This is a genomic window from Inquilinus limosus, from assembly GCF_051487185.1.
In the GTDB taxonomy this organism is placed as follows: Bacteria; Pseudomonadota; Alphaproteobacteria; order DSM-16000; family Inquilinaceae; genus Inquilinus; species Inquilinus limosus_F.
The window spans coordinates 1-13,607 of the sequence record NZ_JAHVDK010000059.1 but is presented as its reverse complement, the minus strand read 5'-3'; the positions used below and the strand labels follow the sequence as shown (position 1 = coordinate 13,607).

Here is a 13,607-nt window from a genome sequence, read left to right as displayed (position 1 = left end):
CCGCAGGCGCCGCCGCCGGCGGCGGCGCGGCCGGCGCGGCGGCGAGGACGGGCACCGTGTCGAGCAGCCCGCGGTCGCGGCCGACGGCAGCTTCGGTTACGACCCGCGCGAGGCAGAGGAAGAGGAAGCCGCCTCCGAGGAGCGCGCCCCCCAGGACTTCGCCGAGGAGCCCTTCACCATCGAGGCCGCCGACGCCGCCAGCCATCCCGAGCCGGCGGCGGAGGCCGAGCCGGTCGTCGCCGAGCCGGTGCCTGCCGAGGCGGCGCCCGAGACCGCCCCAGCCGAGGACGAGGCCAAGGGCCGACGCCGCGGCCGTCGCGGCGGTCGTCGCAAGAAGGGCGAGGAGGCCGAGCCCTTCGTGGTCGAGGCCGCCGACGCCGCGAGCCATGCCGAGCCCGAAGCCGTCGCGACGCCGGAACCGGCAGAAGTGGCGGAGGCCATGACCGCGCCCGAGCCCGCCCCGGCCGAAGCGGCAGAGGAGGCGCCGAAGCCGAAGCGCCGCGCCCCGCGCCGCAAGAAGGCCGAAGCCGCGGCCGAGCCGGCCGTGGAGGCCCCGGCGCCCGCGCCGGCCGCGGAGCCCGAAGCGGCGGCGCTCAACGGCGCTGCGCCCGAGCCGGCGCCGGCGGAACCCGCGCCCGAGCCCGCCCCGCAGCCCGAGCCCCCGGCCGAGAATCTGGCGGTCGAGGCCAATCAGGTGATCAACCAGCCGCCCGAGGCGCCGAAGCGCGGCTGGTGGCGGCGCGGCGCCGGCTGAGCCTGCCGACAGCGGAACCGAAGAGCCCGCCCGGTCCTGCCGGGCGGGCTTTTTGCTGATGCGCCGGCAAAGCACTGTGTCTGGCGGTAGATTTTTTATGATTGACATATCGGCGCGCATGTTCGAGGGTCGGCACCGATCTTCGGATCCGCGGGATTTTGACGGAAGCAGCTTGCGCCGCGTCACCAAACGCTAAAGCGCCACGACGTGAGTTCGTGGTTCCGGCAGTTGATGCTGAGGAGCCGACCGATGTCTTCGACCCTGTCCCTGCCCATTCTCTCCGCCGCCGCGCCGACCCCGGATTCGCTGCGCGCCGGCTGCATGCGTCGCGCCTGTCGCTGTTGCTGATCGCGGGCCCTGCCCGCCGCAACCCGTCCGCACGACCGACGCAGCGCGCCCCGACCGGGCGCCCGAGAGAGGATCCCCTTCCATGGCTGACGCCTTCATCATCGTCGCCGGCGGCCTGACCGCCGGCATCGTCACGCGCGAGCCGCGCGGTTTCCGCTTCTACGCCTCCGACGCCGCCTTCACCCCGCTGGAGGGCCGCCTGTTCCGCACCACCCGTGCGGCCGGACGGGCGGCACATGCGGCGCTGACCACGATCAGCCGCCGGCAGCGCCGGACGGATCAGGCCCGGGCCTGACCCGCGGCGCGAAATCGCGCTATCTCTTTTTTCATCCCAGACGTGCAGGAGCATACCATGTCCCGTTTCCCGCTGAAGCGCGGCCTGATCGGCCTGGCGCTCGGCCTCGTCCTTGGCATTGCCGCCACCGGCAATGCCGTCGCCGCCAGCATCAAGCTCGGCGTCATGGGCGGCAGCGAGGAGGAGATCGCCGAGGTCGCCAAGCAGGTGGCGGCCAAGAAGGGCCTCGAGGTCGAGCTGATCACCTTCTCCGACTACGCCATACCGAACGAGGCGCTGGAGCACGGCGAGCTGGACGCCAACGCCTTCCAGCACAAGCCCTATCTGGACGCCCAGATCGCCGCCCGCGGCTATCACATCGTCCCGATCGGCTACACCATCGTCGAGCCGATCGGCCTGTATTCGAAGAAGTTCGACAAGATCGAGAAGCTGCCGGACGGCGCCAAGATCGGCATCCCGAACGACCCCAGCAACGGCGGCCGGGCGCTGAACCTCTTGGCCGCCAACGGCCTGATCAAGCTGGCGGAGGGCAAGGGCCTGACCCCGTCGCTGCTCGACGTCGCCGAGAATCCGCACAACTTCCAGTTCTCCGAGCTCGACGCGGCGCAGCTGCCGCATGCGCTGCCGGACCTGGACGGCGCGATCATCAACACCAACTACGCGCTGGAGGCCGGGCTCGACCCGCGCAAGGACGCGCTGATCGCCGAGAGCCGGACCAACAACCCCTACGGCAACTTCGTCGCCGCCCGCGCCGCCGACAAGGACCGGCCCGACCTGAAGATCCTGGTCGAGGCCTACCAGTCGCCGGAGGTGGCACAGTTCCTGGAGACCCGGTTCAAGGGCGCGATCCTGCCGGCTTGGTGAGCCTGCCGCAGGCCGGGGCCGCCGCCCCGGCCGTTGCGCAGCCGGACCAATTCTGCTAGATGACCGCGCTCGCGTACCGATTTGGTACGCCGGACCGACGCCGGCACCCCTGGAGGCCGGCGTCTTCACTTGGGAGAGAGCCGATGGCCGAAACCATCAAGATCACGGCCGAGGCGCGGGACCGGGCCGGTAAGGGGGCAGCACGGGCAGCGCGTCGGGCCGGGATGATCCCCGGCGTCATCTACGGCGACAACAAGCCGCCGGTGCTGTTCAGCGTCAGCGCCCAGTCGATGCTGAAGATCCTGCGCGACCCCGCCGCGCTGACCCATCTCTACGACATCGAGATCGGCAGCGAGAAGCACCACGTCCTGGCGCGCGACATCGCGCTGGACCCGGTGACCGACCGCGCGATCCACCTGGATTTCCTGCGCGTCAGTGACAAGACCACGGTCCATGCCGACGTGCCGGTGCACTTCGTCAACGAGGAAGCCTCGCCGGGCATCAAGCGCGGCGGCGTGCTGAACGTCGTGCGCCACGACGTCGAGCTGATCTGCCGCGCCGAGGCGATCCCCGAATTCGTCACGGTCGACCTGACCGGCACCGAGATCGGCGACCCGCTGCGCATGAGCGCAATCAAGCTGCCTGAGGGCGTGCGCCCGGCCGTGCAGGACCGTGACTTCGTGATCGCCACCATCGCGGCGCCGTCGGCGGTCCGCGCCGAGGCGGCCGAAGCTGCGGCCGCGGCGGTGACCGGCGAGGCCGCCCCGGCCGCCGAGGAGCCGAAGGCCTGATCAGACCGGACGATCCGGGAGGACTCGATGCTGCTGTTCGTCGGCCTCGGCAATCCCGGCTCGCAATACGCCTATCACCGGCACAATGTCGGGTACATGGCGCTCGACGATATCGTCGAGCGCCATTCCTTTTCGCCCTGGAGGCTGAAGTTCCAGGGCCGGCTGGCGGAAGGCCGGCTCGGTCCCGAGCGCGTGCTGGCGCTGGAGCCGACCACCTACATGAACGAGAGCGGCCGGTCGGTCGGCGAGGCGATGCGCTTCTACAAGCTCACGCCCGGCGACGTCGTCGTGTTTCATGACGAGCTGGACCTCGCGCCCGGCAAGGTCCGGGTCAAGAAGGGCGGCGGCACCGCCGGCCACAACGGCCTGCGCTCGCTTGACGCCCATATCGGGCCGGAGTTCTGGCGCGTCCGCATCGGCATCGGCCATCCCGGCCACAAGGACCGGGTGCATGGCTGGGTGCTGGGCGACTTCGCCAAGGCCGACGAGGTCTGGCTCGACCCGCTCCTGGAGGCGATCGCCGAGGCGGCGCCGCTTCTGGCCGAGAAGGCGGCCGAGAGATTCATGACCCGGGTCGCCCAGGCCACCCAGGCGGCGTGATGCGGCGCGTCGGGATGACGTGGCAGCCTGGCTGACCTTTGCTGCGCCGCACGACTACCCCCTTGATCCGATCGTTTCGGGGGCGCATCCTTTAACCACGTGGTCGGCATAGCCGGTAACGCGTATTGGCCAGCCGCAACGCCCGTGCGGCGACCTCCGTCAGAATGGCAACCCGGCATCGTCGGGTGGGCCTGCGGACAACAAAGCACAACGAGGAGCCGCCGAGGCGGCTCCTCTACTGTTTTGGGCCCGGCTTCCCCTTCAGCGCGGTGGGATCGGCGTCTGCGCCAACAGCGTGTTGGCCGGCGGGACGCATTGGAAGCCGATGTAGTTCCATTGCCGGTTGGCGGCCAGCGCCATGCGCCCGGACTGGCCGCAGTAACGGTTGGCGGTGGCCTGCGCCCCCGCGGCGCCGCGCTCGTTGAAGGTCTCCACCACGACGAAATGCCTGGCCGGCTGCGGGACGCAGGCACCAGCCAGAACAGCGACAGACAGCAAGAGAATCGAGCGCATCGGCGGCGTCCCCGTCAGATTCGGGTGAAGGTGACTGCTTGGACGGAAGCGGACCGCGTCAGGATCACAGAAATTCCGCCGATGGCCAACCCCGGCTCGATTGGGTCCGGCAGCATTTTTCTGCCGTCATCGACGGATTTGACTATTATTTTATGGGTTGCCGTTCGATTCGACTGCCGAACTGTATGCCGATACTGACTATCCGGCGACCGCCAGCCGGCGGTAGGACAGTGCCTCGGCGATCTGGGACCGGCCGACGGTCTCCGCGCCGGCCAGGTCGGCCAAGGTCCGGGCGACGCGCAGCACCCGGTGATAGCCGCGGGCAGAGAGGCGCAGCCGCTCCGCCGCCTGGGTCAGGAGGGCGGCGCCGGCCGAATCGGGCGCCGCCACCCGTTCCAGCACCGCGCCGTCAGCCTCGGCATTGGTGGCGATGCCGTCCTCGGCATAGCGGTCCGCCTGGATCTGCCGCGCGGCCGCGACACGGGCCGCCACCTCCGCCGAGCCTTCGGCCGGCGGCGGCAGCGACAGATCGGCGGCGGAGACCGCGGGCACGTCGACATGCAGGTCGATGCGGTCGAGCAGCGGTCCCGACAGGCGCGACTGATAATCCTGGCCGCAGCGCGGCGCCCGGCCGCAGCCCAGGGCCGGATCGCCGAGATGGCCACAGCGGCAGGGATTCATCGCCGCCACCAGCAGAACCCGGGCCGGATAGGTGATGTGGGAGTTGGCGCGGGCGATCACCGCCCGGCCGCTTTCCATCGGCTGGCGCAGCGATTCGAGCGTGGCGCGGGCGAATTCCGGCAACTCGTCCAGGAACAGCACGCCGCGATGAGCCAGCGAGATCTCGCCCGGCCGGGTCCTGAGGCCACCGCCGACCAAGGCCGGCAAGGAGGCGGAATGGTGCGGGTCGCGGAACGGCCGGCGGCGCATCAGCCGCCCGCCTTCCAGCAGCCCGGCCACCGAATGGATCATCGACACTTCGAGCGCCTCGGCCGGCGACAGCGGCGGCAGCAGGCCGGGCAGCCGCGCCGCCAGCATCGACTTGCCGGACCCTGGCGGGCCGATCATCAGCAGATTGTGGTTGCCCGCCGCGGCGATCTCCAGTGCCCGCTTCGCCGTCTCCTGCCCCTTGACGTCGCGCAGATCGTGGCCGGGCCCGTCCGCCTCGGCCAGCAGCGGCTGCGGCTGGGCCAGCACCTGGGTGCCCTTGAAATGGTTCACCAGGGCCAGCAGCGTCGGTGCCGCCAGCACCTCGATCCGGCCCTCGGCATCGGCGGCCCAGGCCGCCTCCGGCCCCGAAGCCGCCGGGCAGATCAGGCCGAGCCCGCGCTCCGCCGCGCCCAGCGCCGCCGGCAGCACGCCCGCAACCGGGGTCAGCGCGCCGTCCAGCGCCAGCTCGCCCAGCGCCATGTACTGCCCGACCTCCTGCACCGGCAGCACGTCGAGCGCGGTGAGCAGGCCGAGCGCGATCGGCAGGTCGAAATGGCTGCCCTCCTTCAGCATGTCCGCCGGCGCCAGATTGATGGTGATGCGCCTCGGCGGCAGGGCCAGGCCGAGGGCATGCAGCGCCGCCTTCACCCGCTCGCGGCTCTCCGCCACCGCCTTGTCCGGCAGGCCGACCAGGGTGATGCCGGAGAAGCCGCCGGAGACCTGCACCTGCACATCGACCGGTGCGGTCTCGATCCCCTGGAACGCGACCGTGGCGATACGGGCAACCATCAGGCAAGACTTGACGCGTGTGATGAGGCCAGCATATTCATATTCAAAATTGTGTGATTGAAGAAAGCACAACCATTACTCCGCATCCTGCGGACGCTGTCAATGGCTCCGGCACGGTCGGGCTTCAGACCCGCGTCAGCTACGCCTCGACCAGCATCTCGGTCCATGCCAGCACCATCTGCCGGTCTTCGGCGCACCGGCAGACACTTGACCAAGGTTGGTCGAGCCACCATCTCGGTCTGACCAATGCTGGTCAAGTGCCATGAAGCTGATCAACATCTACGCGGCCAAGACCCAGCTCTCGCAGATCGTCGATCGGGCGAGCAAGGGGGAGAGCTTCGTCATCGCCAAATCCGGAACGCCGCTGGCCAAGCTGGTGCCGCTGGACGACAGCAGGCCGGCCAAGATCCGGTTCGGGCTGATGAAGGGCAAGATCCGCATCGAACCCGATTTCGACGCGCCGCTGCCCGATGCGATCCTCGATGCCTTCGAGGGCGGATCCTCGGCGTGAGGCTGCTGCTCGACACCAACATTCTGCTCTGGGTGATGAGCGACGACCCGATGCTGTCCCCCGCGGCGCGCCGGACGATCGAACAGGCGACGGCCGTGTTCGTCAGCTCGGCCTCGATCTGGGAAATCAGCATCAAGGCCGCGCTCGGCAAGCTGCGACTCGACATGGCCGAGTTCATGATGCAGCTGGCGGAGGCGGGGCTTGAGTCGCTGGCGGTGACCTGGGATCACGCCCGAACCGTGCATGACCTACCGCATCACCATCGCGACCCGTTCGACCGGATGCTGGTCGCCCAGGCGATCAGCGAGCCGCTGCGCCTGCTGACCCGCGATGCCGCTCTCGCGCGTTACAGCGATCTTGTGATCGTGGCCTGATCGGGACCTCAGAACAAAAGGCCTGCGGCTGCGTTGTTCAGGCGCATTACGGCCCGCCACGTCGGCGGAGCCGCCCGAACGATGCCAGGAGCAGAGCCATGATCCGTCGCCCGGTCCTCGTCCCGTCCCTGCTGGCCCTCGCGGCGCTGGCCGCCTGCGGCGACGAGACCCCGAACCCGACCGCGAAGACCGAAGCCGTGGCGACCCGGACCGTCAGCTACCGCTGCGCCGACGGCACCACATTGTCAGCCGGCTTCACCGGCGAAGCGCTGGTGCTGGCCGACGGCGGCAACACGGTCACGCTGCAGCGAGCGATCTCGGGCAGCGGCGCCCGTTACACCAACCCCTACGGCGCCGAGTTCTGGGACAAGGGCGGCGAGGCGACCTACAGCCGCATCGCCGGCGCCGCCAGCACCACCTGCACCTCGAGTTGAGGCCCGCGGGGCGGGCCTCTCACACGTTGAAGCGGAAGTGGAAGATGTCGCCGTCGCGGACGACGTACTCCTTGCCTTCCTGCCGCATCTTGCCGGCGTCCTTGGCCCCCTGCTCGCCGCCGAGCGTGACGTAGCTGTCGTAGTCGATGGTCTCGGCCTTGATGAAGCCGCGCTGAAAGTCGGTGTGGATCACCCCCGCCGCCTCCGGCGCGGTGGCACCCGCCGTGACCGTCCAGGCCCGGGCCTCCTTCGGCCCGACGGTGAAGAAGGTGAGCAGGCCGAGCAGCTTGTATCCGGCGCGGATCACCTTGTTCAGCCCCGGCTCATCGAGCCCGATCGAGGCCAGGAACTCCTGCTTCTCCTCGGGCGAGAGCTGCGCCAGCTCGGCCTCGATGGCGGCGGAGATCACCACCGCCTCGGCGCCCTGGGCCTTGGCCATCGCCTCGACCCGGGCTGAATGGGCGTTGCCGGTCGCCGCCTCCTCCTCCGCCACGTTGCAGACATAGAGCACGGGCTTGGAGGTCAAGAGCGCCAGGCGCCGGAACGGCTCGCGCTCCTCCGCTGACAACTCGACCGTGCGGGCCGGCTTGCCCTCGCGCAGCACCGCCAGCGCCCGCTCCATCAGCTCGATCTCGGCTTTGGCGTCCTTGTCGCCACCCTTGGCGCGCTTGGAGGCGGTCTGCACCCGCCGCTCCAGGCTCTCCATATCGGCCAGCATCAGCTCGGTCTCGACCGTCTCGGCATCGCGCACCGGGTCAACCGAACCCTCGACATGGGTGACGTCGCCCTCGAAGCAGCGCAGCACGTGCAGGACGGCGTCGGTCTCGCGGATATTGGCCAGGAACTGGTTGCCCAGCCCCTCGCCCTTCGACGCGCCCCGGACCAGCCCGGCGATGTCGACGAATTCGAGCTGGGTCGGGATGATCTTGGCCGAGCCTGCGATCGCCGCCAGCTTGTCCAGCCGCGGATCGGGCACGCCGACGCGGCCGGTGTTCGGCTCGATCGTGCAGAACGGGTAGTTTGCCGCCTCCGCCGCCTGGGTGGAGGTCAGCGCGTTGAACAGCGTCGACTTGCCGACATTGGGCAGGCCGACGATGCCGCAATTGAATCCCATGGGTCTCGTCCGGATCTCTCGAATCGGCGCCCGTCTAGCACGGATGGTCCGGCGTGGGGAGTCGCCGCCGGGGCCACCGCACTTGACGCCGGCTCGGCGAGGGTGGCACCTGGAGGGAAGACCGTCCTGACGAACTGCCGGCATTTTCCGTCCGGGCGAGTGAGCCGGACCGTTTCCATCCAAGCCGAACACCGCCTCCAGCAGTGCCCTCGACGCCCCCGGAGACCAGCCCCATGACCCTGACCCTGCCCCGAGTCATCGGCCATCGCGGCGCCGCGGCCCATGCGCCGGAGAACACCCTGGCCTCGTTCCGCAAGGCCGCCGCGCTGGGCGTCGAGATGGTCGAGTTCGACGTCAAGCTGACCCGCAACCGGGTGCCGGTGGTGATCCATGACGATACCCTGGACCGCACCACCGACGGCAGCGGCACCGTCGCCAATGCCGATTTCGCGGCGCTGCGCATGCTCGACGCCGGCCGCAAATTCGCGCCGGAGTTCCGCGGCGAGCGGATTCCGACCCTGGACGAGGTGCTGACCCTGGCGCTGGAGCTGGGCCTGGCCGTCAATATCGAGATCAAGCCCTGCCCGGGCCGCGAGGTCGAGACCGCGGAGGTGGCGCTGGCGGCGGCGCAGCGGCTGTGGCCCGCCGACCGGCCGAAGCCGCTGGTCTCCAGCTTCGCCATCGAGAGCCTCATGAAGGCCCGCGAGATCGCGCCCGACTGGCCGCGCGGCTATCTGATCTGGGAGCGGCCGGCGGTCTGGGCCGCCAATGCCGACGCCATCGGCGCCGCCACCATCAATGTCAGCCACGAGAAGGAGACGCCGGAGACGATCGCCGAATACCGCGCCACCGGCCGGCCGGTCCTGGCCTACACGGTCAACGACCCGGAGCGGGCCCGCGTTCTGTTCGATCTCGGCGTCGCCGGCGTCTTCTCCGACGCGCCGGACCGCATCCTCGCCCTCTGATCGCCGCTTTTGCCGCCGATACGGGGGGCGCCGCCGGAATGGGCCAGGAGAGATTTGGCGCGTGCAGGGCTTCATCGACCAGACGATCGCCTTCATCGGCACCCATGCCGGCTGGGCCGGGCCGATCATCCTGGCCTTCGCCCTTGGCGAATCCTTCGTCGTCCTCAGCCTGGTGCTGCCGGCCACCGCCCTGCTGGTCACCGCCGGCACGCTGATCCAGTCGGGCGCTCTGAGCCCGTGGAACGTGATCCCCTGGGCGATTGTCGGCGCCGTTCTGGGCGACACCGTCTCCTACTGGGTCGGGGCATGGCTGGAGCACCGGGTGGAGCGGATCTGGCCCTTCACCCGGCATCCGCAGATGCTGCGCAGCGGCCACGACTTCTTCGTCCGCTGGGGCGGCATCAGCGTCTTCACCGGCCGGTTCCTCGGCCCGGTCCGCGCCGTGGTCCCGCTGGTCGCCGGCATGATGGGGATGCGCCATATCCCGTTTCAGATCGCCAATGTCGCCTCCGCGATCGCCTGGGCGCCGACCTGGGTCGGGCTCGGATGGTTCGCCGGCGAGACGCTGACCCGCATCTTCGGCATTGAAGAAGCGGCGCCGCTGCTGATCATACTCCTGGTCGTCATGACGCTGGCCGGCGTCGTGGCGGCGTTCCGCCTGCTGGCCCGCAAGAGCAAGACCCCGCATGAAGATCGCCCGGATCGCCCCTAGCCTCGCCGTCGCGCTGGCCGTCGCCGCCGCGGCCGGACCGGCGCGGGCGGACGGGCTGGACGACTTCTTCAGCAGCATCCGCCGCCAGTTCGAGGAGCCGGCCCGGCCGAGCCGGTCGCAGAGCTGCGCCCAGACCGAAGCCGAGGCGCATGTGCTGGCGACCACGGCGGAGAGCGATCTGGGCCGGGTGCGGGCGCGGATCGATCGGATCGAACGCGAGGCCGCCACCGGCACCGCCCGCGCCTCGATCGACCAGGCGACCCAGATCGCGGCCCAGGCCCAGGGCCTGTCGGCGAAGCTGCGGCGGGCGCAGGCGGCTTATCGCACCATCATCGGCCAGTGCGGCCGGCCCGACCTGCAGAGCGAGCGGCTGGGCAGCCTGGCCCGCCGGCTGGACGCCGAGGCGCGGCGGGCGAACCGGCTGGCCGACCGCATCGCCTCGACCCCGACCGGCGCCCTGCCCGGCGGCCCGCAGGCCTGCCCGGCGCTGGTCGACGACGCCCGGTCGGTGCAGGCCGACACCGCCACGGTCCTCGACCGCGCCGGCCGGCGCCTGCGCGAGCTGGAAGCCGCCGATCCGCTGGCCGGCCGCACCGGGGCCCTGGCGGTCGCCGACGAGATCGCCGAGCAGCGCCAGCGCGTCGACACCATTGACGCGCGTGCCGCCACCCAGGGCCCGGACTGCGCCCAGGCCGCGGCGATCCGCGACCGCGCCGCCACCGACCGTCAGTCGCTGCAGGCGCTGCAGGACCAGGCCACCAAGCTGATCGGCCCGCCGGCGCCGGAGGAGGCCGAGCCGACGCTGAGTGCCGCGCAGCGGCGCCGGATCCAGCAGCGCCTGGCCGCGCTGGGCCATTATCGCAGCCCGGTCGACGGCCTGTTCGGCGACGCCACGCGGCGAGCGATCGCCGTGTACCAGCGCGCCGCCAGCGCCGCGCCGACCGGCCGGCTGACCCGCGCCCAGGCCGATGCGCTGCTGGCCGACCCGGCAACGGCGCCGCCCAGGCCGCTGGTCCAGGCGGCGGAGCCTCCGGCCACCCCGCCGGCCCCCGGCTCAGGGCAGACGCCTCTGGCGTCGACCGAAGCCGCGCCGGCTCCGTCGGCATCCGATCGGGCGGAGGCGGCCGCTCCGCCGCAAGCCGCGCCGGAAACGGGGCCGGCCGAGACCGGACCCGGCGCGGCATCTGCCGCCGGGACGCCGCCTGCGGCGGAACCGCCGGTCCAGTCCCCGGCGCCGGCGGAGACACCGCCCGCTGCGGCTGCGAACCCGGCGCCTCCGGCCGCCGCCTCTCCGCCGCCCTCCGCCGAGGCGGTGCCGCCGGCACCGCCCGCTGGGCAGGCGCCGGCCGCCCCGATCGCCCCGACCCAACCCCCGGAGGCGCCGGCCGGCCCGCAGGCTATGCCCGCGGCCCGCGTCGCCGCCAAGCTCATCGAGGCGCTGCGCCGTTGGCCGCAGCCGCCGGTGGTGACGGTGCCCCCCGCGCCGGATGTGGCCCCCGCGGCGCCGGATCCCTTCGCCGAGTTCTACGCCCGGATGCGCGGCCATGCCGCCAATGGCGAGATGCAGGCGGTGCAGGCCGGCCGCTACGAGCTGGTCGGCCGGGCGTTGATCGAGCACGGCGCCGAGTCGACGCAGATGCTCGACGCCGACCTGCTGCTGGTGCAGGCGGCCCAGGCCCTCGACGCGCGGGCCGATGCCCGCCGCAGCCTGACTGCGGCGGCGCCGCTGATCGGCCGGCTGGGCAGCGGCGAGAGCCGGCGGTCGCGGCAGGCGCTGGAAGCGGCGACGGCCTGGCTGGGCCTGCGCATCGTCGCCGCCGACCTGCTGGAGGCGGTCGGCGCGGCGGGGGGCAAGCCGCTGGACGGCACCACCGCCGACCGCATGGCCGAACGGCTGGACCAGATCGAGCAGGTGATGGCCCAGGCGGAGGACGGTGTCGACGAGCTGGCGGCCCAGGCCCTGTTCCTGCGCGCCGCGGTGCTGGCCTCGGCCGGGCGCATGCCGGACGACCCCGAGCTGAGGGCCGAGATCGACCGCCTGCTGGACTGAGCAGGCGGCCGGGTCGGCCACCTCACCCCGAATTCATCCGCGGGTCAGCCTCGCGCAACCCCGTCTCGCCTAGCCTCGGGCCCTGCGGACGAGCGCTCGCGCCGGCACGGGCCTGGCTCAGCCGCCGGCGCCGAACGGGGATGTCGGGCCGCCCTGCCAGTGGCACCGGCGGCCGAGGAGGAACGGATGAGAGCGCAGATCCTGGCGGGGGTTGCCGCGGCGGCTCTGCTGTGCGGCGCGCTGCCGGCGCGGGCGGACGATCCGCCGGCCCGGGTCGGGCGGCTGGCCGACATCTCGGGCGCGGTGTCGCTGCGCCCCGACCCGGACCAGCCCTGGGCGGTGGCCGCCCGCAACCAGCCGGTGACCTCCGGCATGTCGTTCTGGACCGAGCCGCAGGCCCACGCCGAGCTGGAGATCGGCCCGACCGAGCTGCATCTCGGCGACCAGGCCGAGCTGGACATCCAGCGGCTCGACGACACCGCCTTCGCCGCCACGCTGGACCAGGGATCGGTCAATATCGAGATCGCCGACCTGCAGGCTGGCGAGAGCTGGACGGTCGACACGCCGCGCGGCACGGTCACGCTGGAGCGGCCGGGCGAGTACCGCATCGATGCCGGCACGACCCAGGACCCCACCCAGGTGGTGGCGTTCTCCGGCGAGGCGCAGATCGCCGGCGGGCCGGACGGGCCGGTCGACATCCAGGGCGGCGAGACCGGCGTGGTCAGCGGCAGCGACCCATTCAGCTACACCCTGGCGCAATCGGCCGATCGCAGCCCGCTCGACGACTGGGCCGAGGGCCGGAACCGGACAGCCGCCGCGGCGCCGCGCTACGTCCCGCGCGCCATGACCGGCTGGCAGGACCTGGAGGCCGCGGGCACCTGGGCGGAGACGCCGACCTACGGCGCCGTCTGGTACCCGACCGACGTGCCGTCCGGCTGGGTGCCCTACCGCTACGGCCGCTGGGCGTATGACGACCGCTGGGGCTGGACCTGGATCGACGACCAGCCCTGGGGCTTCGCCCCGTTCCACTACGGCCGCTGGGCCTATGTCGGCGACCGCTGGGGCTGGGTGCCCGGCCCGGTCGAGGCGCATCCGGTCTACGCCCCGGCGCTGGTCAGCTTCTTCGCCGGGGCCGCGGTCGGCGCCGCGGTCACCGCGGCGGCCGACAGCCACCCGATCGGCTGGTACCCGCTGGGCCCGGGCGAGATCTACCGCCCGCCCTACCGGGTCAGCGACACCTATGCCCGGAACCTGAACATAACGAATGTCCGGAACGTCGAGATCAACCGGATCACCAACATCCACAACGGACCGACGATCATCGAGAACGGCGCCAACCGCCGCTTCGCCACGGTGGTGCCGGCCCAGGTCCTGGCCGCCCGCCAGCCGGTGGCGCGTGCCGCGCTGCCGGTGCCGACCGAGCAGCTGGCTCACGCCCGGCTGACCCCGGTTTCGACCCTGCCGCACCCGGCCCCCGCGGCCGCCGGCCAGCCGCCGGCGCCGCATCCGGCGCTGACCCGCGGGCCGGACGGACGGCCGCCGCTGGCCGCCGCCGACCCGAAC

Annotated in this window: 14 protein-coding genes and 1 pseudogene; 12 read left to right on the top strand and 3 right to left on the bottom strand. The window is 71.8% G+C overall.

Annotated elements, in window-relative coordinates; translation table 11 throughout:
* From KXR53_RS35100 to pth, 5 genes and pseudogenes are all read left to right on the top strand, one after another.
* Positions 1-754, top strand: a pseudogene (locus KXR53_RS35100) (hypothetical protein); the annotation flags it as partial.
* Between the two features lie 430 nt (positions 755-1,184).
* Positions 1,185-1,397: a hypothetical protein gene (locus KXR53_RS35095; RefSeq protein WP_026873400.1), complete on the top strand. Its 213-nt coding sequence runs from the start codon at positions 1,185-1,187 to the stop codon at positions 1,395-1,397.
* 57 nt (positions 1,398-1,454) lie between these two features.
* Positions 1,455-2,261 (top strand): MetQ/NlpA family ABC transporter substrate-binding protein, encoded by an 807-nt coding sequence (locus KXR53_RS35090; protein ID WP_437380264.1) that lies wholly within the window; start codon positions 1,455-1,457, stop codon positions 2,259-2,261.
* Positions 2,262-2,404: 143 nt separating this feature from the next.
* Entirely contained in the window at positions 2,405-3,052 is a 648-nt protein-coding gene (locus KXR53_RS35085) for a 50S ribosomal protein L25/general stress protein Ctc (RefSeq protein WP_437380263.1), read from the top strand.
* 27 nt (positions 3,053-3,079) lie between these two features.
* Positions 3,080-3,652, top strand: coding sequence for an aminoacyl-tRNA hydrolase (pth, locus tag KXR53_RS35080; RefSeq protein WP_437380262.1), 573 nt, complete (start codon positions 3,080-3,082; stop codon positions 3,650-3,652).
* A 261-nt stretch (positions 3,653-3,913) separates the two neighbouring features.
* Here pth and KXR53_RS35075 read toward each other — a convergent pair whose 3' ends face one another.
* Both KXR53_RS35075 and KXR53_RS35070 read right to left on the bottom strand, forming a co-directional pair.
* Positions 3,914-4,165: a hypothetical protein gene (locus KXR53_RS35075; protein ID WP_437380261.1), complete on the bottom strand. Its 252-nt coding sequence runs from the start codon at positions 4,163-4,165 to the stop codon at positions 3,914-3,916.
* 198 nt (positions 4,166-4,363) lie between these two features.
* Positions 4,364-5,884 (bottom strand): YifB family Mg chelatase-like AAA ATPase, encoded by a 1,521-nt coding sequence (locus KXR53_RS35070; protein ID WP_437380260.1) that lies wholly within the window; start codon positions 5,882-5,884, stop codon positions 4,364-4,366.
* Positions 5,885-6,146: 262 nt separating this feature from the next.
* Here KXR53_RS35070 and KXR53_RS35065 point away from each other — a divergent pair, with 262 nt between their 5' ends.
* From KXR53_RS35065 to KXR53_RS35055, 3 genes are all read left to right on the top strand, one after another.
* Entirely contained in the window at positions 6,147-6,395 is a 249-nt protein-coding gene (locus KXR53_RS35065; RefSeq protein ID WP_437380259.1) for a type II toxin-antitoxin system Phd/YefM family antitoxin, read from the top strand.
* Positions 6,392-6,769, top strand: a complete 378-nt coding sequence (locus KXR53_RS35060; protein ID WP_437380258.1) for a type II toxin-antitoxin system VapC family toxin — start codon at positions 6,392-6,394, stop codon at positions 6,767-6,769. The genes KXR53_RS35065 and KXR53_RS35060 overlap by 4 nt, the downstream gene beginning before the upstream one ends.
* Before the next feature lie 98 nt (positions 6,770-6,867).
* The gene (locus tag KXR53_RS35055; RefSeq protein WP_437380257.1) at positions 6,868-7,203 is read left to right on the top strand and encodes an MliC family protein; all 336 of its coding nucleotides are present in this window, start codon (positions 6,868-6,870) and stop codon (positions 7,201-7,203) included.
* 19 nt (positions 7,204-7,222) lie between these two features.
* Here the strand turns inward: KXR53_RS35055 and ychF are convergent, their stop codons facing one another.
* The gene (ychF, locus tag KXR53_RS35050; protein WP_437380256.1) at positions 7,223-8,317 is read right to left on the bottom strand and encodes a redox-regulated ATPase YchF; all 1,095 of its coding nucleotides are present in this window, start codon (positions 8,315-8,317) and stop codon (positions 7,223-7,225) included.
* A 233-nt stretch (positions 8,318-8,550) separates the two neighbouring features.
* Between ychF and ugpQ the strand changes: the two genes are divergently transcribed.
* The 4 genes from ugpQ to KXR53_RS35030 all read left to right on the top strand — a co-directional run.
* Positions 8,551-9,282 carry a glycerophosphodiester phosphodiesterase gene (ugpQ, locus tag KXR53_RS35045; protein WP_437380255.1) on the top strand — a complete coding sequence of 244 codons (732 nt, stop codon included), beginning with the start codon at positions 8,551-8,553 and terminating at the stop codon, positions 9,280-9,282.
* Between the two features lie 61 nt (positions 9,283-9,343).
* Positions 9,344-9,994: a DedA family protein gene (locus tag KXR53_RS35040; RefSeq protein ID WP_437380254.1), complete on the top strand. Its 651-nt coding sequence runs from the start codon at positions 9,344-9,346 to the stop codon at positions 9,992-9,994.
* Positions 9,969-12,044, top strand: a complete 2,076-nt coding sequence (locus KXR53_RS35035; protein ID WP_437380253.1) for a peptidoglycan-binding domain-containing protein — start codon at positions 9,969-9,971, stop codon at positions 12,042-12,044. Before KXR53_RS35040 ends, KXR53_RS35035 begins: the two co-directional genes overlap by 26 nt.
* Positions 12,045-12,230: 186 nt before the next feature.
* A partial coding sequence (locus KXR53_RS35030) for a DUF6600 domain-containing protein (protein ID WP_437380252.1) occupies positions 12,231-13,607 on the top strand: 1,377 nt, incomplete at its 3' end.

What these genes read in the sequence shown, in the direction of transcription:
- KXR53_RS35035 (WP_437380253.1), top strand. Translation starts at nt 9,969, where the DNA reads ATGAAGATCGCCCGGATCGCCCCTAGCCTCGCCGTCGCGCTGGCCGTC.
- KXR53_RS35055 (WP_437380257.1), top strand. Translation starts at nt 6,868, where the DNA reads ATGATCCGTCGCCCGGTCCTCGTCCCGTCCCTGCTGGCCCTCGCGGCG.
- ychF (WP_437380256.1), bottom strand. Translation starts at nt 8,317, where the DNA reads ATGGGATTCAATTGCGGCATCGTCGGCCTGCCCAATGTCGGCAAGTCG.
- KXR53_RS35065 (WP_437380259.1), top strand. Translation starts at nt 6,147, where the DNA reads ATGAAGCTGATCAACATCTACGCGGCCAAGACCCAGCTCTCGCAGATC.
- KXR53_RS35090 (WP_437380264.1), top strand. Translation starts at nt 1,455, where the DNA reads ATGTCCCGTTTCCCGCTGAAGCGCGGCCTGATCGGCCTGGCGCTCGGC.
- KXR53_RS35085 (WP_437380263.1), top strand. Translation starts at nt 2,405, where the DNA reads ATGGCCGAAACCATCAAGATCACGGCCGAGGCGCGGGACCGGGCCGGT.
- KXR53_RS35075 (WP_437380261.1), bottom strand. Translation starts at nt 4,165, where the DNA reads ATGCGCTCGATTCTCTTGCTGTCTGTCGCTGTTCTGGCTGGTGCCTGC.
- pth (WP_437380262.1), top strand. Translation starts at nt 3,080, where the DNA reads ATGCTGCTGTTCGTCGGCCTCGGCAATCCCGGCTCGCAATACGCCTAT.
- KXR53_RS35095 (WP_026873400.1), top strand. Translation starts at nt 1,185, where the DNA reads ATGGCTGACGCCTTCATCATCGTCGCCGGCGGCCTGACCGCCGGCATC.
- ugpQ (WP_437380255.1), top strand. Translation starts at nt 8,551, where the DNA reads ATGACCCTGACCCTGCCCCGAGTCATCGGCCATCGCGGCGCCGCGGCC.
- KXR53_RS35070 (WP_437380260.1), bottom strand. Translation starts at nt 5,884, where the DNA reads ATGGTTGCCCGTATCGCCACGGTCGCGTTCCAGGGGATCGAGACCGCA.